Source organism: Ruegeria sp. HU-ET01832, assembly GCF_040371315.1.
GTDB classification, from domain to species: domain Bacteria; phylum Pseudomonadota; class Alphaproteobacteria; order Rhodobacterales; family Rhodobacteraceae; genus Ruegeria; species Ruegeria lacuscaerulensis_A.
The window spans coordinates 512958-535048 of sequence record NZ_BAABWL010000003.1 but is presented as its reverse complement, the minus strand read 5'-3'; the positions used below and the strand labels follow the sequence as shown (position 1 = coordinate 535048).

The 22091-nt window shown below is 52.3% G+C and carries 19 protein-coding genes and 1 pseudogene; 10 read left to right on the top strand and 10 right to left on the bottom strand.

Features of this window, described 5'->3' with window-relative positions; genetic code table 11:
- Nucleotides 1–101: 101 nt before the first annotated feature.
- From ABWV79_RS12465 to ABWV79_RS12435, 7 genes and pseudogenes are all read right to left on the bottom strand, one after another.
- Complete coding sequence (locus tag ABWV79_RS12465; protein ID WP_353392296.1) at nucleotides 102–1334, bottom strand: FAD-binding domain-containing protein; 1233 nt, start codon at nucleotides 1332–1334, stop codon at nucleotides 102–104.
- Nucleotides 1331–1462 (bottom strand): DUF2256 domain-containing protein, encoded by a 132-nt coding sequence (locus tag ABWV79_RS12460; protein WP_353392294.1) that lies wholly within the window; start codon nucleotides 1460–1462, stop codon nucleotides 1331–1333. Before ABWV79_RS12460 ends, ABWV79_RS12465 begins: the two co-directional genes overlap by 4 nt.
- A gap of 2 nt (nucleotides 1463–1464) precedes the next feature.
- Nucleotides 1465–2532, bottom strand: coding sequence for an FAD-binding domain-containing protein (locus ABWV79_RS12455; RefSeq protein ID WP_353392393.1), 1068 nt, complete (start codon nucleotides 2530–2532; stop codon nucleotides 1465–1467).
- Between the two features lie 60 nt (nucleotides 2533–2592).
- Nucleotides 2593–2964 (bottom strand): annotated as a pseudogene (locus ABWV79_RS12450) (deoxyribodipyrimidine photo-lyase); the annotation flags it as partial.
- A 137-nt stretch (nucleotides 2965–3101) separates the two neighbouring features.
- On the bottom strand, nucleotides 3102–3554 hold the full coding sequence (locus ABWV79_RS12445; protein WP_353392292.1) for a TspO/MBR family protein: 453 nt from the start codon (nucleotides 3552–3554) through the stop codon (nucleotides 3102–3104).
- A 42-nt stretch (nucleotides 3555–3596) separates the two neighbouring features.
- A complete protein-coding gene (locus ABWV79_RS12440; RefSeq protein ID WP_353392290.1) occupies nucleotides 3597–3935 on the bottom strand; it encodes an aggregation factor core in 339 nt (112 codons plus the stop codon).
- Between the two features lie 280 nt (nucleotides 3936–4215).
- Nucleotides 4216–5574, bottom strand: coding sequence for a DUF3179 domain-containing (seleno)protein (locus ABWV79_RS12435; protein WP_353392288.1), 1359 nt, complete (start codon nucleotides 5572–5574; stop codon nucleotides 4216–4218).
- Between the two features lie 309 nt (nucleotides 5575–5883).
- On the opposite strand from ABWV79_RS12435, the gene ABWV79_RS12430 reads away from it, so the two are divergent.
- Nucleotides 5884–6519: a glutathione S-transferase gene (locus tag ABWV79_RS12430; RefSeq protein ID WP_353392286.1), complete on the top strand. Its 636-nt coding sequence runs from the start codon at nucleotides 5884–5886 to the stop codon at nucleotides 6517–6519.
- A 1383-nt stretch (nucleotides 6520–7902) separates the two neighbouring features.
- Here ABWV79_RS12430 and ABWV79_RS12425 read toward each other — a convergent pair.
- Genes ABWV79_RS12425 through ABWV79_RS12415 form a run of 3 tightly spaced genes read right to left on the bottom strand, consistent with a single transcriptional unit; the run spans nucleotide 7903 to nucleotide 11450 of the window.
- Nucleotides 7903–9042 (bottom strand): HlyD family secretion protein, encoded by a 1140-nt coding sequence (locus ABWV79_RS12425; RefSeq protein WP_353392284.1) that lies wholly within the window; start codon nucleotides 9040–9042, stop codon nucleotides 7903–7905.
- A 4-nt stretch (nucleotides 9043–9046) separates the two neighbouring features.
- Nucleotides 9047–9259, bottom strand: a complete 213-nt coding sequence (locus tag ABWV79_RS12420; RefSeq protein ID WP_353392282.1) for a DUF1656 domain-containing protein — start codon at nucleotides 9257–9259, stop codon at nucleotides 9047–9049.
- A gap of 13 nt (nucleotides 9260–9272) precedes the next feature.
- Nucleotides 9273–11450, bottom strand: coding sequence for an FUSC family protein (locus ABWV79_RS12415; protein WP_353392280.1), 2178 nt, complete (start codon nucleotides 11448–11450; stop codon nucleotides 9273–9275).
- 326 nt (nucleotides 11451–11776) lie between these two features.
- Here ABWV79_RS12415 and ABWV79_RS12410 point away from each other — a divergent pair, with 326 nt between their 5' ends.
- The 9 genes from ABWV79_RS12410 (at nucleotide 11777) to ABWV79_RS12370 (ending at nucleotide 21927) form a co-directional block, all read left to right on the top strand.
- Nucleotides 11777–12058 (top strand): aspartate-alanine antiporter-like transporter, encoded by a 282-nt coding sequence (locus ABWV79_RS12410; protein ID WP_353392278.1) that lies wholly within the window; start codon nucleotides 11777–11779, stop codon nucleotides 12056–12058.
- A complete protein-coding gene (locus ABWV79_RS12405; RefSeq protein WP_353392276.1) occupies nucleotides 12058–13461 on the top strand; it encodes an aspartate-alanine antiporter-like transporter in 1404 nt (467 codons plus the stop codon). The genes ABWV79_RS12410 and ABWV79_RS12405 overlap by 1 nt, the downstream gene beginning before the upstream one ends.
- 443 nt (nucleotides 13462–13904) lie before the next feature.
- A complete protein-coding gene (locus ABWV79_RS12400; protein ID WP_170724468.1) occupies nucleotides 13905–15200 on the top strand; it encodes a serine hydrolase domain-containing protein in 1296 nt (431 codons plus the stop codon).
- Nucleotides 15201–15266: 66 nt separating this feature from the next.
- Nucleotides 15267–16271 (top strand): linear amide C-N hydrolase, encoded by a 1005-nt coding sequence (locus ABWV79_RS12395; RefSeq protein WP_170621463.1) that lies wholly within the window; start codon nucleotides 15267–15269, stop codon nucleotides 16269–16271.
- Between the two features lie 64 nt (nucleotides 16272–16335).
- On the top strand, nucleotides 16336–16602 hold the full coding sequence (locus ABWV79_RS12390; protein ID WP_170621461.1) for a hypothetical protein: 267 nt from the start codon (nucleotides 16336–16338) through the stop codon (nucleotides 16600–16602).
- A 39-nt stretch (nucleotides 16603–16641) separates the two neighbouring features.
- Nucleotides 16642–18000, top strand: coding sequence for a serine hydrolase domain-containing protein (locus ABWV79_RS12385; protein ID WP_170724469.1), 1359 nt, complete (start codon nucleotides 16642–16644; stop codon nucleotides 17998–18000).
- Nucleotides 18001–18071: 71 nt separating this feature from the next.
- Nucleotides 18072–18524, top strand: coding sequence for a VOC family protein (locus tag ABWV79_RS12380; protein ID WP_171127162.1), 453 nt, complete (start codon nucleotides 18072–18074; stop codon nucleotides 18522–18524).
- A gap of 53 nt (nucleotides 18525–18577) precedes the next feature.
- Nucleotides 18578–19843 (top strand): threonine/serine exporter family protein, encoded by a 1266-nt coding sequence (locus tag ABWV79_RS12375; protein WP_170724471.1) that lies wholly within the window; start codon nucleotides 18578–18580, stop codon nucleotides 19841–19843.
- A complete protein-coding gene (locus ABWV79_RS12370) occupies nucleotides 19840–21927 on the top strand; it encodes a mechanosensitive ion channel family protein (RefSeq protein ID WP_353392271.1) in 2088 nt (695 codons plus the stop codon). Before ABWV79_RS12375 ends, ABWV79_RS12370 begins: the two co-directional genes overlap by 4 nt.
- Nucleotides 21928–22091: the final 164 nt, after the last annotated feature.

Sequence of the window (22091 nt, the reverse complement as noted above, 5' to 3'; positions counted from 1 at the left end):
CGGAGCGCTGTATTTACCAACGAACTATGCCGCGTGGCTCCTTTGGCAAATGGTTGTTCATTTGTCGGGTCGGCGATCGTCGGCTATGCGGCGGCGCCGCTTCATCGCAATAAGTTAAGATTTGCTAGAATGGTGGGGATCTTCGTTTTCAACTTGAAGAAGCCCGCATCGGCGTAGGGCCAAGCGATACTATCGAGGTTGCGTCTTACCCGATGCAGTAGCACGCCCGCCTCGACCAATTTGGATTCGGCTCGGTCCAGACGCGCCCGTACGGGACCAATGGGAGGATAGGCGGTGGCGACGGTTCTGACCCCGATCCGCTGGGCGGCTGCGAGGATTGGAACACTCCAGTCATCGGCGGATTGAGGCTGCACGTCAGTGCTCGCCAGAATGCCGCGCAATGCGTCCTTCGCAAATCTTTGCGCCGCCTCGCCAATTGGCTGCGGAGACCGACCATGAGTCGCCAGCAGACCCAACACACCTGCCGGTTCGTGCGGCATAATATCGTAACTACATAGGTCTTCTTCGGTCAGCAAAAGCAAATAAGGTCCCGAAGGTGACGCGTTGCATGGCGCGATTGGTCGCCTTGGGTGATCGGCAGCTTCAATCAAAGGATCAGCCACTCGTGCAAGACCTGTCGGACTAAAACGACCGTTGGTATACTTCTCTATGTTCTCGGGACGGGCCAGGTAGGTTTTGTCTTTCGTGTGCAACCCAGCGACCCATCGCCAACTGAGTGTATTCGACGCCGGATCACCATCGAGCAAATGCCTGAGAAAGAAATCCGCACCCAGTTCCCATGGCAAGCGAAGCGTAAAAATCCAGATCGACGCCATCCACATGCGCGCATGGTTGTGCAAATATCCCGTTCGGATCAGCTCTGTCGCCCAGTGATCGAAACAGTCGATTCCGGTCGCGCCGGACACGGCCTGGCTGTAGGTCAACTGCAGGCTTGGATCAGATTCCAACGCTTGATAGCTTTTGACCAATTCGAATTGGTACATGGACCAGACACTGGGTCGTTGTTCCAGAAAGCCCTTAAAATATGTGCGCCAAAATACCTCTTGCACGAATTTCTCAGCCTGCCCGAGGCGATGCGAGGCTAGTACACGTATCAGCACTTCTTCTTCAGTTATGAGCCGATGCCGGATCCAAGGTGACAAAGCCGAAACATTCGTGCGCCGTTCAGCGCCGAAGTCGTAGTTTCGCGTGTTTGCGTAATGGCGACCGGTGCGCGCCGCAAAGCGCTCAAGACGTTGCAACCCTGCTGCACGTGTTGGGGTGAACGCGATCGGTTCGCCGCTCAAGGCTAGTCCCGGAAGCACACCGCTCATGGCACTCGCCGACACCGGGTCGAGCAATAGCGGACTTCCTTCCAAACCTTCGCCCATTTCTTGCGCCATGTGAACGGACGACCGCATCTGGTGCAGGTTTTCTGGGGCAGATCAGATTTCTTACGCATTTTCATAGAGCATCTAAGAAGGGCAGGCTCAATTGGGTTGCAGTGTCCTTTTTCGAGCGTTGTTTGCGGTTTGTCTTTCGGCTGGCGTGTTTGGCAACAATCGCTTGGGCCTCCGAGCGAAACTCGGGGCCACGTCGTACTGCCCAGACTCGTTTGCGTGCGGCTTTTGCCGCCGCAAGGTGGTCAAAAATACGAACAGGATAGCGTCGCCCGACCACTTGGGTTGAAGCCTCATACTTCCAAGGCTCATGAATGTATCTATCGGGAATTTCAGCAAGTTCAGGCAACCATCTTCGGATGAATATCCCAGCCGGGTTCTGATCATATCCTTGTTTGACCGGGTTGTAGATGCGCACTGTATTGATGCCCGTAGTGCCCGATTGCATCTGGACCTGGCTCCAATGTATGCCAGGTTCATAGTCGGTGAACATACGCGCCAGATGCAGTCCAGGTGCACGCCAATCCAGCCATAGATGATAACTTGCCACCGCCATTACCATCGCGCGCATCCGAAAGTTAAGCCATCCCGTCGCCTGTAGAGATCGCATACATGCATCCAAAAACGGATATCCGGTTTCCCCCGCACTCCATGCTCCCAGAAGCTCGGTGCTTGGGGTTTGCGGACGCAGACCGTCGTAAACCGAGTGCAAGTTCTCAAATTCGATCAGGGGGTCGCCTTCAAGCTTTTGGATAAAGTGACAATGCCAGTGCAGCCGACCAGAGAAAGAGCGCAAAGATTTTTGCCAGTTTCGCGTCCCTTGCGGAAGGCTCCGACGACGGGCGTCGCAGGCTTGCGTAACCTCGCGCATTGAATGAGCGCCCCAGGCGAGATACGGAGAAAGCCGGGAGCACGCCTCTGCACCCGACACCGGGCTGGACATCTCGCACTGATAGTTCTCACCGCGACTGGTTAGAAAGCTAGCAAGGCGTTCCAAACCGGCACGTCTACCCCCGGCCTGACGTTGCGGGCAAGGATCGCTGGCCAAGCCCAGATCGCGTGCCGTCGGTATGTGCCCGAGTTCAAGGTCAACTGGCGGCAATGCGGGCACAGGTGTGATGGGCTCAGCCATAAGCCTGTCCCAGCGGGTCGCCCACCCATCCCGCGATCTGAGTTTTCGCCAAACGCCATGGTTTTGTACTTCGGTCCAGGGCACCCCCTGTTCACGGCACCATGCGGCAACTTTCAGATCTCGCTGATAGGTCCAATCGTTTCCGGTCTCTTCGTGAGACCAAAGAGCGTGCAACAGCCCGACCTGCTTTAACTCATCCAAAATGTCTACAATTGGACCGAACCGCAGAGCCAAAGGCTGGCCTAATCGAGCAAGATCTGCCCTTAATTCTGCGAGTGTTTCAGAAACAAAGCTCCAGTGCCTTGCGGAGGCATCCGGTTGTTGCCAAAGCTCTGGTTCGACAACGTATATTGGCAAAGTTGGTCCAAGCTGAGCGGCTCGTGCCAGTGCCCGATGATCTTCCACACGCAAGTCCCGTTTGAACCACAACACTTGCACTTGCCATGCCCTCACTCACTTATTGCGTGATGCAGATATAACTAGCCCGCACCAAGTACCTGTCCAAGTGAACGGGTTCCGGCTTCCGTGAAGCAGTCAGACGTAGGTGGTGGTACGCACTCTGCTTGTGTTCAATTCAAAATCGCGATCAATAGGTTCAATGCCGAAGCGAAGGCTACCCAGGCCAGATACGGTAGAAAGGCCAACATTGCGATCGGAGCTGATCTGCGCACCTGTTGAATGAAGGCGCCAATCACGATCAACAGCGATAGAATGACAACGAAGGCGAACCAAGGCAGATGCAACACGAAGAAGACTGGCGACCATAGGAAGTTCAAGCCCATTTGCGCCCACCATAGCTTCATTTTGACAGAGCTTTTATCCGCCTCGAACTGACGCCATCCCACCCAGGCGATCAGTACATAGAGCAGCGACCAAACCGGAGCAAAGATCCAGTTGGGCGGGTTGAACACGGGTTTGGATAGGTTCGCGTACCATGCACCCGGTGCAGTCAGTGCTCCTATCAGGATGCCACCACCCAACACGAGGACTAAGAAGCCAAGCCGTATCAACAGTTTTGTCATCTTTGGAACCTCATTCGAATGACTTAGCCACACGAACGGCCATCAGCAATCTGGGATAGACAGCAAGGTAAGCGCGTCAGAAGAGAAAACCGCGTTACTGCTTTCACCTTCTTTCGCATATGTCACTTTGGCGCCGGCAATCTCTGAACCGCTGACAGTGATCTCCCTCTGACCGATGGTGTCATCGACGTCGATGGTAAAGGAAATACTGGATCCGATCTGGAGGTCAATGAAGTCCTGTCCGTCCACAACCGAAGGCACATCGAGCAAAGCTTCTGCGCCATCGATAACTTCAAGAGGCTGGAACACCTCAACCCCTGCGCCAGCCTCTGACACATCAAAAATCAGACGGCCGGAAGATGGCGAAAGGTCTACTTTCAAGGTTGAGGAACCCAGATCGCACCCTCGACAAAGCGCACCTCAAGTCCAGCATGGAGCGCTCCGGTCGAAAGAAAGCCAATGGCCGTTGCCAGCAAGTATGAACGAAAAATCGCGACCTCTTAATTGCCTCTATACGTACATTACGCCCCACGCAGTTCTCTGGATCTCGAATTTGGCCCCATCTTTCAGATAATCAGCAAGTTGCCACTTGCGGCCCGTTCCGGACCTTGACCGATGCGCTTGCCGATGCTGTGCAGCTCTCACGAAGCAAACGTTCACTCTATTCGGTCCATAAAACGGTCTCCGAGTAAAACTGGGACCAAGCAAACCAAAAGGCCTGATGGCTCAAACGTTCGTCGCCGTTTAATCCGATGGCCCTTACGCCCCCTGCAAATAGTTCCAATCTCACGTCTTCAAACGCGACGTCTTGCCCTGCAACCAATGCAGCCACGGCTGTTGCACGGGGAAAGGCGACTGGAGTTCCGTTGGCCGTGATTGTGCCGATGATGTCTTCGTGCACAGGCAGCCGCGGATCGACGTCCCCTATCGGGAATATTGGGCCATTCGCGTCGCGTGTTTCGCGCAGGTTGAAGTCGCGACCTAGGGCCAAAGCTTCAACCAGGACCGTTGTGTTCGGATAAGCCTCGCGCCAAGCACCCCAATCAGTCGTGATAACCGTTGCTTGTTCCAATTGGAGCCCGATATCCGCCAATGGGCCCGTCACGGCCTTGCCAAGGAATGTGTCAAAAACAGAATGTGTTTCGGTGTCATACATGACTTTGTTCGAGCGGATAAGCAGGCCAGACGTTCGTAAAATGGGCCGCTTCACGCCTGCCGGTAATCGATCAGTAAAGTAGGCTTGCGCGGCTCCGCAGAGCGTGCAGTAGGGAATGCCAAGATCACGCCCCCCGAGTGTGTCATTCACCATTTCACGTACTTCCATTATCCTGCGAGGATAGGCACGCGCCTGACCGTTCACCACGATGCCGAAGATGACATCATCATCTTCCAACCAAGTCGCCTCGGCTGCGGTACTGATCTCGGGATTATCGACGGCAGGGATGCAATGGCAGACATCATCAGTCGAGTCATAGGGACGCGCATCAATGTTAACTCCGCCCCAATCCACGAGTTGCCATGCGATATCTCCCTCGACAAAGAGTTTGTCCCAACCGGAAACATAGTTGGTGAAGACATGGCGCTTATGGGCGAGGTAGCCCGGATAGGCGGGAATGTCCCACGCGATCATCTTGTTGATAATCTCCGGGCGCCGAAGTCCGGTATTCAAAGGAATGTCGAGGATCGTCGCCGCAGCCCGCGTTAGCGCAGCGTAGAATTCTGGCCTCCAAGCAAAACGCTGCATGTCGGTGATGATCCAAACCAGTCGAGGATCATACGTTTGCGCGATTGTATCAAAGGCCGCAGCATTTGCAGGGTCCCATGCGGCCTGCGCCACTGCGATCGGTAATATCTCTTCCAACGCCTCTTTTACAGAAGCGTCCAGAGGTCCTTCCTGGATCGTCGGTGGTGCCCCAAACTCAGCCGTCACATAGTCCCGCGACGGCCCGACTGTCTGCGACCAAAGCATGTCGGAAGCGAAACAGAGTACGACGGCAATAGCGAACAGATGGCGAAGCATATTAGTTCCTTCGAAGGGAAATCCCTTGGGAGATACTAAGCCGGGAATACAGGATGGTGGCTTCACGTTTGCATTAGGCTGCAGCAAACCTGACATTTGAGGTCCCCACTCAGCGGCCCTCAAACGGCCAACGTTTGTTATTGACACTACGGCCGCAGCCGCAAAGCTGACATTGACGCCATTGCAGCGTTTATTTGTTGGGGCCGCAGGATCACCACACCTGTCTGCCCATACAGAGTAAGCAGGAGTACCAATTGGCCAACAATTGGAGGTTTGACCAGCCAGATAGATCTGGAGATAAAATCTAGTATGGACAACTACCCAATCTTTTGGACGTTTCGTCGATGCCCTTACGCGATAAGAGCCCGGCTCGCACTGGCGAGTTCAAGTGTAAAAGTCGAGCTGCGCGAAGTTCTCTTGCGGGACAAACCAGAAGCTTTCTTGCAAACATCTCCGTCCGGCACAGTGCCCGCGCTTCGACTTCCAGACAAAGTCATAGATGAAAGCTTGGAAATCATGGTTTGGGCGCTCCAACAAAATGACCCGCAGCGGCTTTTGGACATGCCCTCTGAAGGCTGGGACCTAATTTCGGCAAATGATGGCCCGTTCAAAACAGCACTGGATCACACCAAATACGCTACGCGTTATCCGGATCTAGACTTCAATGAGGAACGCAAGAAAGCGATGGGCTACTTGCTTGACCTCAACGAACGGTTAGTTGGGCGGGCCTGGCTTTTTGGGGAGAGACCCACCCTAGCGGATCTAGCACTTCTGCCATTTGTTCGCCAGTTTGCACATATAGACAGGGCTTGGTTTGTTGCACAGAAGTGGCCAAGTTTAATCGCTTGGTTGGATCAGTTCCTAAACAGTGAAGCTTTTTTGCTGGTGATGAGAAAGTATGCAACTTGGTCAGAAGACCATGCGCCGATTTGGTTTAACGGCTGAATGCAGCAGATCATATTCGGCCCTTTGCGGCCGTTGGAGCCTTATCAATGCTGCATCGCAGCATTTCGAGCTGCGGAGCGTCTGCTATGGAGGTCTTTGTCGACGCCCAGCTGAGCCGGGTACGGCACGCCGTTGTTCAAAGCTGCCCTTCGAGGTGTGAAGCAGAAAACGAAGTGGTGGCCTTGTAGAAACTGTACGAAACAAGCGTTCGACAAGGTAGAACCAAGGGTCGCCTTAAAGTAGAAAGCGTCAATCGTAACTATCGAGCGATTCCCCAAGCGTAACACCTGCCCTGCCGGTTCGCAGATCAAGACTTACACCCTATTTTCTGAATCACGCACGATGGAAACAAACGGCTGGTAAAGCCTTCTGGACTTCCCGGAGATGACCATTCTAGCAGCCTGTGTTTCAGCACAACGCATAATTGCACTCAAAGCAAATTCGATCAGGTCAGCTGGCGCTCCGTTTTGGGAAAGGCGATCAGAGGACACTGCGGGCGACTTAACCCGTCTGAGCAACTCCTGTTTGGCACTTTGAAAGAGGTCACTTTTGGTCGGCTTTTTCATAAGTAGACACTCGCGGCAATGCAGAAGAACTGCAATCTCGGCTCATCGCTGGGTTTCTCTATATACAGGATCAATGTCCGCTAGTAGGCAGAATAAAGTGATGATGTGTTGGCACCGCAGGGGGGCTGATTACTCAACCAGAGATCGCTTCACATATCACCCATACCCCGACGTTCATATTCTTTTTTGGACCGTCAAACATCCATGGGTCGCGAAATTTCAGACGCTGTGACGGACCGCCTAGGCCCGGATTGACGTCAGACTTCCAACTCTCGTCACCCTCATTCTCGGCGATTGCTCCAAAAGCTAGTCACGGACGCCCGTTCGGTTGAAATGTACAATCCCTCGAAAGAATCAGACACATAATCCAAGGGCGGATCTTCCTTTTCATCATCGTCCCACGCGATACCAGATCGCGAAGAGTCTCGCTCCGATCCAAAGCCTTGCGGGATTCCTCGATAGATTTCTGGGTGGATATTAAAGTACCCGACAATCAGAACGACCAACGGGATAATAGTAACGCCTATGCCATACCAAATGGGGTGTCTTCTGCTCATTTTGCGCCTCTCGATACTGACAAAGCACTGTTATAACTAGGAATGCGGCACTACAACTGGTGGCCAGCAGAACTGGCGTCTCGTCACTAGTCTTGTGCGCCATGCTTTGACATAGGGCGCCAATCGGACATGTTGCCCGCCAACTCAGGCACTTTAGAAAAGACGCGATCAGGGGCAGCGACACCGTGCGCTTCCAACCACTCACGTATCACCAACCAGTCGTCTTGTAGGCCTCGCGAGTACCGAACCTATTGAACCGACTATTGTAGAATTGTCGGCGCCGGCGGTGGTAACGCTTCATTTACATCGGTTGAATCCGTATTAGTCATCACAAGAACCGACGCCGTTGTGCCTACAAGCAATTCGACTCCCTCGGGGAGTTGGTCAATTTCTACTCTTACCGGAATTCGCTGTGCCAGTCGGATCCATTCAAACGTTGGACTCACGTTTGGCAAGAGATTGACTCCAACACTCCCATCACTTTTGGCAATTCCTCGCCCGATGCTATCCACCACCCCAGGAATTACGATATCGGGGTTAGACATGAGCGTTATGGCGGCGCGGTTACCAGGGGATATATCGCCTACATAGTTTTCGCGGAAATAAGCGTCGACCCAAAAGCTTTGGGCATCAATGAGTGCAAGGATCGGTTGATTAGCGACAGCCTGGCTGCCGAGACGCAATGTCAGATTTGCCACATATCCGTCAACTGAGGCATGTACTTTAGTGAATTCAAGGTTGAGGCGCGCAGCTTCTAGAGCAGCTTTAGCCTCGCGGAGGCTTGAGTTTTCCTCACCAGTTACGCCGCGGCTTGCAATTGAGCCCTCCAGCGAAGCCTGCGCTTGGGCGAGCGCGGCTTTGGCTTGAACCACTCCGCCTTGTGCTCTGGCGGTGTTTGCTTGAGCAACGTCCAAATCTCTTTGTAATTCGTCGAACTGTGACTCGGGGATGCGACCGTCGCTTACCAAAACAGAGGCCCGGTCAAATTGACGTTGTGCCTCTGTCTGCTGGGCTTTTGCGGAAGACAATTGAGACTCGGCTTGTTGGATCGACGATTCATATTGCTGAACACTCGCACGGGCGGCCTCAATTTGCTTATCCAAAGAAGCCAGATCTTCGACGGTTTTGTCGAATCTCGCTTGTGCTTGCGACAGTGCTGCTTCGAAAGTGCGCGGATCGATTTCGAAGAGAAGATCCCCAGCCTTTACAAACTGGTTGTCTCGTATCGGAAGGTTGACGATTGGCCCGGAAACGCGCGGTGCAACTTCTAGAACATTTGCGCGAACCTGCCCATTGCGCGTCCATGGGTTGGATACGTAAATGGCATATTTCAAGAACACGGCGCCCAAAGCGACGAGTACGATTGCAACTGTGACGATCAACTTGGTGTTTCGGTTCATTTGACTATGCCGGGATAAGAAAGGTTCCGATGACGGACGTATAGATTGCTACAAGTGCAACAAAAACCAACGCCGGATGAGAGATGAAACGCGACATTCGGAAACGGTTCAAAACACGCGCCGTCATCATAGTTAGAACGACTGCCAGTAGGGAAGATATGAAAAGTGGTGAGAGGTAGACGCCAAAAAAGTCGAATTCGCTTGGAACAGGTAGCATTTTTTCCTCGACTTCAGAAACGGGACTCTCGTAGTGCGTGCCAATCAATGAATGCCGCTCTGCCGGTGTACCCCAAAACACCCTCCGCAAGACCGCGATACGCGCCAAGAAGACGATACATGTTTTCGTAGTCAGCGGTATTCAAATTTGAACTAGACTCTTTGTTAATTAGGACTTCTACAGTCTTCTCAAGGGCTACAGTAGCGCTTTGAAGCCTGTTTTGCAGATATTCAGGGTCAATCCCCCCTGGGTCGCGTTCAATATCCAACATTACATCCGCAACGGCCAAGCGCCACTGCTTCATTGCTTCGCCACCGCCTTCTCTCAGTGAAGCTGCCTGTGACAGTCTTCGGGTTGCGGCAAATTCAATTAGCTTGCTGCTCAGCGCTTCCAAACTTGTCGCGATTTGAAGCGTATCCGTCCTTTTGGTATTGCCCAGTGCTGGTTCCGACAATGCAGATAGCCAAGGAACAAGTTTGGTCGGAATGCTATCTATCTCGCTGACATGTAGCGAAAGGCGCATCCGATTAAACCAGTTTGGTTGCTCTCTTTGGTCGGTAAGGCTGTGTCGGACCACATAATCCGCGCTAGAAAAGAAACGCTTTATTAGAGCTTCCACACGGATTTCCGGCCTTAAAGAAACCGGGAAAAAACGCGTGCATTCGATGATCACAATTACACAGAACAAACCGATGAACATGGTTGCAAAGAAGAGGAAACTGTATTGCTGCTGATTATCGATCTGAAGGCCGACCAGAAACAAGTTCAGGAAAAAACTTCGAACAATCATTTGTTCCGGGCGGGAAGTTAAGTAAGCCACCAGGACTGTGGTGCCGAAGATTAATAAAGCCAACTGCCAGAAGGTGGCCAATAGCGGTAATAGAACAAGGTGCACAGTTCCAACAATCAACAGTAGGATCGCTGCGAAAGGCAGCGCGACGGAGACAGACGCCTGCGGATGTAAAGCAAGGTTCAGAGCGAGAGAAACGCCTATGCATATTACAAGAGCCGGATTGGGAAAGCCTGGAACAAACAGGACACATGCCACTGTCGCAAGAAATATAACCTGAACACGGATTAGCGCGCTCCACATATCCCGATCAAGGAATTCGGATGTGGGTTTAGGTTGTTGGGATGAGGCCAAATGCCGGGTGTTTGCCTTCCAGCTTGCATCTTTAATGTTGGTCATCAAATCTGACAAAGACCGACTGTATTCTAGCGACCGTTGGACATTGTGACGGGTGGCAGTCATGGCAGCAAGTTGGAAGTGTCCTAGCCCGCTGTTGACCATTTCTTGGGTAATCTGGTTTTCGGTGTGATACCCAGCTTGCGATGCGGTTGCGGACAGAATTTTCTCCGCTTCAAGAAGATATTGCTCGGTACTCAGTATCGCGGAGCAAAGAGATTGGACTTGGGCTGTGTCACGGGAGTCTTCCAAGTCTCTTGCGTTCAAATATAAACGCTGAAGCTCTCGGTCCAGTGACGCCATATTTGCCACGAATTGCCGCCAGACAAGGCGTCTATCCCAGACGTCATAACTATCGACAATTGCGGCATCCAAAAGCCTTTCGACAGTGGAGCGCAATTGAGCGATCTGCATCCGAAGCTTTGGCAGGTCTTCCTTGCGCTCATTTCCAGTCAAGATGTCCAAGGTCGCCATGAGAAGACGTCGTTTTAAAGTAAGTGCTTTGCGTACTTCTTCTTCGAACTGTTCCCGACTGCTGTAGGGCCATAGCAGTGAGTAGACGACACTGAAGCACACAATACCAAGGACGGTTTGCTGAGCCCGAAGAACCACAACAGTAAAATCATTGACCGGGTTTTCGCCGCCTCCAATGACCAATATGGGCACCACAAATCCGGCAGTCATCCAGAAGTATGAGCGAGACGTTCGAAACATATTGAAGCAACAGAATGCCAGCCATAAACTGAGCGCTGCGATAAATAGCCAACGATCCTGCGGGAACAGCGACAGCAGAGCAATCGCAACGACAATTGCCAAGAACGTGCCACCCAGCCGGAGTAGTCCTTTGTGAAAGGACTCGCCAAATGTTGTCAACGAACAAGCAACTATTGAGAGACCGGCCCAGTAGGGCTTAGCCCAGTCCATCGACAAAGCGATCCAATACGCAAGCACCAAAGCCAACGCCAATTTGATAGCAGCTTTAAGGCGCAAGGAGTCCATGGTCATGGCATCGTTTGATGAGATCACAATAATGCATTAATCGAGATGTATCTTGATCTTATGAGTTTTCCAATTGCAATCCTAAACAGGCTGAAATGGCGCGTTCACTCTCCTCCTTAGCTAGCCTTGCCCCGTGTGACAGCCCTGTGTCACAGAATGATTGCCTACATTGTGAAGCTGTTGAAAACGCTTGATGACAAGTCATATTTTGCTGAATAACTTGCCTAAAGCAGCCAGAAACGAAGGTGTTTGAAACAAAATACTTGGCCTTGGACATCGATTGGTGTGCCGCAATATTGCAGTTGAGGAACTAGCCTGATCGGGAGAGACGCGTGGAAGCTTTGATTTCTTATGCTCGAGAAAATGTTGTCATTCTTCTCTTTGTTGTCATCGGATTGGGGTATCTGGTCGGCAAGCTGAAGATTGCCGGTATCGGGCTTGGACCAACTACAGGAATACTGATTGTCGGGTTGGTTATCGGATTGGCACAAATCGAAGTTCCGGAAATAATCAAAGGGTTGACGTTTACAATTTACCTTTTTGTTCTGGGAACGATGGTTGGACCTGGCCTGGTGCGTGTTTTAAAAGTAAGTCGGCTTTCAAATACTTGGTAATGTGCGTTTTTACTGCCGTGGTCGCTGGGGTCTCGGTTTATCTCATGGCTTTGGTGTTTGGCTTGAACAACATTGTCGCCGGTGGGCTGACTGCCGGCGCGGTCACAACATCTGCGGTCCTAGCCGCCGCTCAAGGCGCTGTGTTTTCCGGATCGGTCCAGCTTCCAGAGGGTATGGCGCCGTCAGATGCGGGCAATATCCTCGCCAGCGCCTACGCCATCACTTATCTGTATGGCACATTTGGACTAATTATCCTTATTAAATTGTGCCCAACGCTTGTGGGAGCAGACATAGCTAAAGAAGCGGCGAAACTTGACGCAGTCGGGAGTGTGCCCCAGAAGCGCGTAGCGCCATCCGTTCGGGCCTGGAGGCTGGAATTACCGAAGTACATCGGAAGTACAACTGGCGAGCTTGTCAAAAACGTTGAAAAGCGGCGAGAAGAAGGAGCTTTACCTTCACTTGAGCAGGTAATTCGCAATGGAGAACGTTTGACCGTCACCGATGATCTGGTCCTTGCAAAAGATGATATCTTGACCTTCCTTGCGCCCAGCCATTTGCTCTTGAGGGGTAATGAGACGCTGGGGCCGGAAGTTGCGGATAATGACGCTTTGACCGTGGATATGGCATCGGCAGAACTCGTTCTCACCAACAATGCACACGTCGGCAGAAGACTCTCGGAACTGCTAAACGAGCATGGCTACGGTGTCAGCCTGGAGCGCGTAGTGCGGCTCGGTACAGAAATGCCAATAGACGACGAGGATTTTGAACTGATCGCTGGGGACGTGCTGTTTGTGTTTGGTTCAGCACGGTGTGTGTCGATATTTGCCGACGAAGTCGGTTACGAGGTCACAAACCAGATGACGACTGATTTGATGAATACTTCATTTTTCATCGCCATATTTGCGGCCTTGGGTACGATTTCAGTGACCGTAGCCGGGATTGAAATTCCACCCCTCGGGGGGTCCGCAATGGGTGCCATGTTTGGCGGGGCTATTCTCGGTTGGTTAAGGACCCGCAGCCCCAGCATGGGGTCGGTATCCGCGCCCGCGGCAACGGCGCTCTCTGACCTAGGGTTGTCACTCTTTATCGCGGCTGTCGCAATTGGCGCAGGTGGTTCGTTGATTTCGACCATGCAGGCTTTTGGGGTAAACCTTCTGATTGCCGGAGCATTTGTGACGACGGTTTGCACGATTTCTTGTTTCTTGTTCGGGCACTTCATCATGAGGTTGAACGTTGCTGAGAACGCCGGTGCCACGACTGGCGTCATGACAGGCGTCGCAATCGCTGAGGTCTGCAAGGATGCCAAGAGTTCCGCACCGGCTGTTGCCTTTGGCTTACCAGGCGCTGTATCCAGCTTGACATTTATCGTCGTCGGACTCGTCATTCTGGCCATAGTGCCCTGAAAAGACTTCTTGCCGCCACTGGATCGGTTTCTCAATCGATTGTGTATTGTCTTGCTGTTGATCAAACAGGTCGCGAGGTGCACGTGCATCTCTCGACTGGTGAAAGTGCGAAAAAAGAAAAATCTGTCGAAGTGCCTACTTGTGGGCAGCTTTTTTCAACGGCGACTCGCAAGCTTCAGGGGTAACTTTAGGCTTCCGCCTCGATACCAAGGAATTCACCGACTTTGATCCGGTCTGGCGGGCTGTATCCCATCACGCGAAAGACCGGGGGAAGGTTACTTTCCACGTCTTTGGTAAGGCACCTTTGGTCAAGATAGGGGCGCCAAGCGAATGACCCACAAGTTTGACCAGAAAACAGTTGCATCTATCTCGATTCATGATCTTGTTTGATTTCATTGTGATATTGGACAAACGCAAGTTTCATTACAGCTGGGAGCAAAAAAGTGGCGAATACATCGACCGATGGACCTATCCTCGCGAAACCCGAAGATCTCAGTACAAACGTGCCGCTTGACCGCGTTCTCGAGATCAGCGCCTATCTCAACGCGCCGGAGAATATGGTCAAGGTACAGTTTCCATCTCCTGAAACGCAGTACTCCTATGTGAACTTCTCAAAAATCAGACCAACGGCGCAGGTAATGCGCGGTGGACCCGTGGTCGACCTGCCCTACGCAGTCGACCCGTCAATCGGGAATATCGAATACCGGAACAAGCATGGTGACTGGGTCAGCGTGGATGAACATTTTGCCACCAAACCAATCGACGCCATGATGGTCGTGAAAGGTGGTGAGATCGTTTACGAACGCTATCGCACGATGAAACCGCATGAGAAGCATCTGTGGATGTCCGTCACCAAAGTCACCGGGTCAACCATGATGGCGATGCACGAACATGAGGGGAATGTCGATGTGGACGCGCCGGTCAGTTCCTACCTGACAGAATTGCAAGGATCGGTATGGGACACGGTGAAAGTCGTCGAAGCCATGGACATGGCCACGGGCCTCAACGGCACAGAGCACGATGAGCCGGAGCCAAACTCGCGCACCGATCCTGACCAAATCTGGTTTCGCTGGGCGGCGACGAGCGCGGTCGGCATGTTGCCCGATGTGCGCGGTCGCAATGAAACATGGGTTGATGTCTTGCGCGATATGGAGCGGCATTCTCCACCGCATCAGAAGTTTGAATACAACTCCATCGACACCTTTGTCATGAACCGGATTAATGAGCGGATCGCCGACAAACCGCTCTACGCGCAGTTCTCAGAACGGTTGTGGTCTAAGCTTGGCATGGAGCATGACGCTTTTTACGTGGTCAGCCCGACCGGAAATACACTCGGTTTTTTCGGCATGAACTCTACGCTGCGCGATCTGGCCAGGTTCGGCATGGCCTTTTCGCCAAGCTGCGCGAAGCTGGCTGGTGAGCAACTGATCCCTGACGCGGTCATGGCCAAGATCTATGACCGGACGTATCTCGACATGTACGACAAGGGCTGGATCGGCAAGAAGAACAGCATCACCTTCTGGGATGATGCCGGCGCGATCTCTAACCGTTACCAGTGGGATGCTGTCTTTTCAGACGGCGACCTGTTCAAGGCCGGAGTGGGCGGGCAGGGGATTTACATCTCACCCGAGACCGACACCGTCGTGGCATTCTTCAGCACCAGTGATGGGGAAAACCAGGAAGAAGGCATGGCGCGTGCTATCGTTCGGGCAATCAACGGTAATCCGCTGCCTAGGTAACCTTCAAAGTTTTGAAGCGACAGTCAGGCCAAGATCAACAGTAGAGTCTGAGACAGGGAGAAGACCATGTGTTCGCGCATTTTTTTCAACAAGGATGGCCAACCAATGCTGGTAGGCCGGAATGAGGATTGGTTCGAGAGCTTGCAAACCAAAGTTTACGCGTTTCCCAAAGGGATGAAGCGTGACGGCGCGGTAGACGACAATCCTGAGACCTGGACATCGAAGTACGGAAGTATAGTTGGGGCCTGCTACGGCGCGGCAATTACTGATGGCATGAACGAAGCGGGATTGAACGCCAACCTGTTGTATCTCGCGGAGTCGGACTTTGGCCCTCGCGATACCTCAAAGGGCGGTCTGTCAGTTTCGATTTTTGCGCAATGGATGCTCGACAACTTCGCGACGGTGGACGAAGTGCTCGCTGCGCTAGACAGCATTCAGATCGTGCCGATCTACATGATGCATTTTGATGACAAGGTGCAGTCACCCTTCCACTACTCAATTGCCGACAAGACCGGCAACTCGGCGGTAATCGAGGTGTTGGACGGAAAGTTCAGCGTTCACAAAGGCCGTGATGTCACAATCATGACGAACTCGCCACCATACGAACAACAGCTTGAAAACATGAAGAAGTATGTTGGTCTTGGCGGGGATCAACCGCTTCCGGGCGGCTCGCAGGCCGACGAACGTTTTGTGCGCGGCGCCTATTATCTCAGTGCGCTGCCTGAGGAGCCGGCTGACTACCATGAGGCTGTCGCAAATGTACTGGCCGTCATTCGGAACATGTCAACGCCTTGGGGTATTAGTGATCCAACCCGGCCCAACGTCTCTCCCACCCGCTGGCGCACGATCAGTGATCTGACCAATGGAAGGTATTATTTCGAGTTCACTCAGAATCCGACAGTCGCTTGGATAGATTTGCACAAGCTCAACCTGAGCGACGGAGCGCCGGTCGTAATGTTCGATCTTAAGAAGGACATTCGAGCAACGGGAGAGGTTTCGGACTGTTTCAATCCATCAAAAGAACTGGCGTGGTTGCGCGGCGGATCAGTGCTCAACCCAGCCGAATTGTGAATAGCCAAAAAGGTGAGAAGATTCTGCCTCCTCCGATCTGATTTTTCAATAGGAGTAAGCAATTATGACCAGTGGTCCCGCCCCGAACCTGTTGCCACCAGCTGCCCTGCCGAAGCCCATCAACCCGGAAATCGGTAAAATCGCGACTGAACCCAAGAATTTCGGCACAATCACTCTGGCCGGACGGCGACATGTTCAAGGCTGGCTTCCAACGGCAGGCAATCTATGCGTCGTCGTCTCGCGATTTGGTTATCGTGCATTTTTCGGTGAACGCGGCGGACGATTCGATCATGCAATACCTGAGGCCCATCGCGACGTCGGGGCTTTTTGACTGAGCAAAACTAATGCACTGTGAAAAGGAAAAACTGAAATGAAACCACGAACGCCCCTGTCAGAGATTTCTGGTATTTTTCTGCCCTTAGGCCATCGTATTGTTCATGCACCAGACGATCCAATGAGCGTACCAGGCGCTAAAGTAACGCTGCCAGTAGGTGCCGTACACGATGGGTTCGACCTCGAGTTCGTCGCCGCAGCCCGAAAAAACTTTAGCAACACGCACATGCAGTTGGGTGGCGACCACGCGCTGTATTACACCACAAACATGACCGAATTCGTGCCGGCTGCCTTTACCTATTCCAAAGGTCCGGTCAGTGAACTAGCTCGTCGACCAAACCCATCGCTGGGGGACTTAACCTACATGCTGGGTGACGGCAGTGAAAGTGCAACCTTGGATGACCACATCGCGGATTTTGACACGAGGCTTCAAGGCGTGATGATCCTGCACAAAGGCGAGGTCGTCTACGAAGCCTTTCCGGGCATGCATCCTGAACAGATGCACATCTGGGCTTCAGTCGCTAAGTCGGCCGTGGGCACTCTGCTTACGATGCTAGAGCTTGAAGGCAAGGTCGACACATCCAAGCCAGTTACTGATTTTGCGGCTATGCTAAAAGGGTCCGAGTGGGACAAGGTCGCGCTCATCGATGCGATGAACATGGCGTCAGGTCTCGATATCTCCGAGGATGCCAAGGCCACGATGGACCCCCATTCTGTGTTTCAACGGATGCTGGCGGCTGATTTTGGGATCCCGAATGCGGATGGGGTAAAGGAAGATGAATATGAGGTGCTGCGCGACGTAGCCCCCATAGCAGGCGAGTCGCCGGGCAAAGTTGCGCGCTATAGCTCCGTTATCACCAAAGTATTGTGCGCAGCAGTGGAAAGCGTGACCGGACAAACCTACACCGCCTATCTTGGCGAGCGTATCTGGTCGAAAATCGGCGCGCGGTCGCCATTGGCGATCAATATTTCTCCTGCCGGTTTGGCCATTGGCTATGGTTTATTGAATTCCACGCTTGAAGACCTAGCGCGCTATGCGCTGATATTTACGCCAAGCTGGCGCAAGGTTTCGGCAGAGCCCGTAGTGTCGCCGGATGTGCTGCGCAAGATGCAGACCGCCAGCAGCAAAGAGGCCTACCTGGCGGGTGATTTTACCGACCATTCGTGGGTAAAGATGTGCTTTGGTAATGATATGCCAATCTTCAACTCGCACCAGTGGGATGCAGTGTGGGAAGACGGAGCGCTTTTCAAGCACGGTAACTTGTATCAGGGCATTTACACCGATCCGGCTCGCGATGTCGTGGGCGTGTTCTTCTCGACGTCGCCTGTCAATCTCGCGCCGGACCTCAACCCCGGCTATATGCGCGCAGCGGCAAAGCAGTTGGCAGGCGGTTGAATATCGATGGGCCGCTCGTATGCTTTCGCGCGGCCCACATCGCACTATTCTAGGACCGGAGATAGAGGCTCGTGGAACAAAGCGACTGTGTTAGTCTGAATCATACATGCTTTACGGTCACCGATATTGGAAAGACTATTCAGTTTTTCGAGGAATGTCTCGGTTACCAAGTAGAGCTCCGGCAGCAGGTGCCGGGGGTGATCGGACGCCTTATCGGTGTGGCAGATGCGACGGCAGAGCAGGCTTTTCTGACCGGTAACGGAAGTCGTATCGAGTTGCTTTGTTACCAGTCGCCGCCCAATCGCACGGTCATTTCCTCAACGCCAGTAGATACGGGGTCCGTCCACATCGGAGTTTACGTTGATGATGCCAAGGCTGCGGTTGCCAAAGCCACCGGGCACGGCTTTGCGCTTCTGGGTGACTTCATTGAGGTGGACAGCGATCATTTTTCCAGCCCGGTTAATGCCGTTGCTTGGGTCCGTAACTCAGACGGCATCACAGTCGAATTCCTGGAGATGGAATAGTAGGCCAAGCGTGCAACACGATTTCTTTGACCAGCGTATGAGAGGGAAAACGAGTGACTAACAAAACACCAGACCCGGCGAAACCCGACGCACAAATCAGGGAATACTTGGTCGATCTAATGCAGCTCCTTCTATCGTGGAGTTGGGAAGGCGTCGTAGGCCATGAGGAAGTCGTAGAAAAGGCTGCGGCCTCTTTTGGTGTAAAGGATGTCACGGTCGTCTATGGTGCAGAGTCTGCAATATTGGAGTACAAAGGTCAGACGGTTCTCGTGAAGGTAGATATGCCTGGGTTCCCGGCGCTCACGAACACTCAAAAACTAAAGAACCACCTCGCAGATGTCTTTGAAGGCAAGCTGACTCCGGAAGAAGCCTGCAAAAATCTTTCTGATCTGAAGTCGAGTAAACCTCCTTATTCGCCATTGCTCGTTTGGCTTGGCGTCGTCTCGGTGTCGGCGGCTTTTGCTGTTGAAGTCGTCGGTACGTGGGAAGGTATCTTTTTCGGTATTTTGACGGGCATGGCAACTGGTGCTGTGTTTTTGGCCGTGGACAAGAACCCTGCTTTGGCGAGGCTTGGTCCCTTAATTGCAGCATTTGCGAGTGGCCTGATTGCTATGGTCGGTTGGCAAACGGGTTATGCCTTAGCTGCACCGGGACTTTTGCTGATCGCATCCACTTTTGTCTTCATCCCAGGAGACTCCATCAGTATGCAGGCTTACGAGCTGGCGCAGGGTAGGTGGTCGCCTGCGGTAGATCGATTTTTCTACAGTGTCTTCATACTGGTGCTGTTGGCTTCTGGTGCATACTTCGCTGCGGTTGTTACTTCGACACCGGTCTCAGCTCTTCTCCCTGTTGCGCCTGACGGCGAGGAGTTTCCGTGGTGGGCCATCTATTTTGCTCGAATTCCATTCCTTCTTGGTATCATGTGGGCGTTTCAGATGGACAAAGACCATTTCCTGACTGCACTGGGCGTCTTGCTGCTCTCCACGGCAACAGCGCAGGCTGTAGCGATAGGCACAAATGGTATCTTTGGGACGTTGGTTTCAGCAGCAGTGTGTATGTACGTAAGCTTGTGGATTTCACAAAAACCACGCGCTGTTCCGACGTTTGTGCTGATGGTGCCGGTCGTTTTTGCGTTGTCGCCGGGATCTCACGGTGTTCGTGAAATCGAAACGTGGATTTCTCATGGTGAGATGACAGGTATTGCAGACCTCATGCCGCTGTTTGGTAATCTCCTCGCGATTGGCCTAGGGATGCTGATTGGACGAATGATCTCCGGGAAGCATTGGATCAGGGGGTTTGAGGAAAAAATGAGCGCATGATCAACCTTCCAGCAAGCCAAGAACACGAGCTACGCGTCACCCGAAAGCAAGAAGATTTTTGCGCGAAGTGTGCTGCAAAAAGATGTTCTTTTGGCACGTCAGTGCTGAGTGTTCTTGGTTTACGCCGCTGGACAAAGGTCATCGCCGCATTTCTTTGCTGGATATTTATCGGTCAGCAAGTGATTGCGCAGGCAATTACGGAAGATATTGAGCCATTCGAAAGCCTGCCGCCAGTTTTGACGCATTCGCCACGAGACACGTTGCAGTCATTGGAAAATTTGCGCGATGCACTCATTGGTATCTACTTGGAATACCAGGTTGGGAAATCAGCTCAACAATGGGAGCAACTGGTTCTAATCGGTGATGCGCTCATTTCACTTCTTGATCTAACGGAAGAAAACGTTGCGGAGAGACGTGATGCGAGCATTAGAACTGCCCTGGCTCTCATCGACATCATTGGTGAAGTTGGAACGGAAGAAGCGGAAGCTCTACCCGACGATGAGACGGTGTACTTGGAGGATCGAACTACTTTTTTGGTGCCCAATACCCCACTAATAATCCAAAGGGTCAACGCGGGAAACCGGGAGGGTGAGTTTCTTTTCTCGGCGAGTTCGTCGCAAATCGCTCCACGCTACTTGCGTGAAATTGCAATGCAGTCACCGCATCGCATCGGCGAGTTATGGAGCACTCGTTTTCTTCAACTGAGTGGACCGTTTATCCCTTTGTTTGTCGAAAACGCCCTTCCCCCCGCCTCCCGTAAAATCTTTTGGGGAACTCCAATTTGGAAGATTTGTTTCACTGTCTTCTTCTTAATTGTCTCTCTGGCACTTCTTTACGGGCTTAGTTTTCTGCTTAACCGTCGCGTTGCTTCGGGACAAATGCCAGAGTCGACAAGGAAGTTCGTTTTTGCCAGCGCAGGGCTTTTGATCTTACTCGCGCTCAACAATTTCTTTAACAACCAACTCTTTTTGACAGGTTCTTTGGCTCTAACGGAGACGTTCTTTGCAACAATCGCGATCTATGCAGCTGCGGCTGTAACCTTCTGGCGATTTATGTCGCTCTTAAGCGACAGGGTAGCCGAGAAAAAAACGTCCATTGTGCGTCAGTATGATGAAAGTATGATGCGTTTGCTCAACCATATTATCGCTCTTGTTGGAGCCACATGGATTCTCGCCTACGGTGCGCAAACCCTAGGATTCCCGCTCTTAAGCATTATAGCAGGACTTGGCGTTGGCGGTCTTGCAGTCGCGCTCGCGATCCGCCCGACCCTTGAGAACCTGATCAGCGGCTTTGTGATCTATATGGAAAAGGCTGTGAAGGTTGGTGATTATTGTTCGTTCCTCGACAAGGAAGGAACAATTGAAAGCATTGGAGTACGATCAACCCATGTTCGTGGATTGGACCGAACCACGATAGCCATTCCGAATTCAAAGTTTGTGAATATGGAGCTCGTCAACTGGGCCCGTTGTGATGAAATGATGATCCGGACAACGCTTGGCTTGCGACTTGAAACGGATACTGACCAGTTGAGGTATGTTCTCGCCGAAACTCGTTCAATGATGTACGCACACCCACGTATCACTTCAGATACAGCGCGGGTGAGGTTTATAGGGTATGGAGACTCATCTCTGAATATTGAAATCCGTGTTTACGCTCAAACCCGCGAGTGGAACGCTTTTTATGCTATTCAGGAAGATGTCTTGTTCAGAATGAAGGAAATTGTCGAAGCTTCGGGTACTGGCTTCGCGTTTCCCAGCCAAACGGTTTACATGTCTCAGGACGGAGGGCTTGATGCTGCAAAGTCAAAGCATGCCGTCGAACAGGTTGAACAGTGGCGCCGCCGGCGTGAACTTCCATTCCCGGATTTTGCAACTGCCGAACGCGACAGGCTTGAGGGCACGTTACGTTATCCCCCAAGAGGATCTCCGGAATTTGATGGCCCGGACGATGAGAAAAGCAGTGTTGAGGAACCGTTGTCGGTTGAGGAGCCTGAGGCTGAAGAAACAAGCAAGAGCGAGGAAAGTACACCGAACGATGAAGAAAACAGCCCGCTCCGTCAATCTCGAGAAGACAAACCCTCATGAACGAAAGCCGTGGAAAGTCCCACCTTCAAACCCCCACTTGGTTTTAGGAACTTGGCCGCAAACAACCGGAAACTAGAAAGATACGACCAAGTATGCTTTGTTGCAGTCTGCGGTACGGAAACACGTTTCGATATCAATATGGAAGCAACGCCAGGTTGCAAACC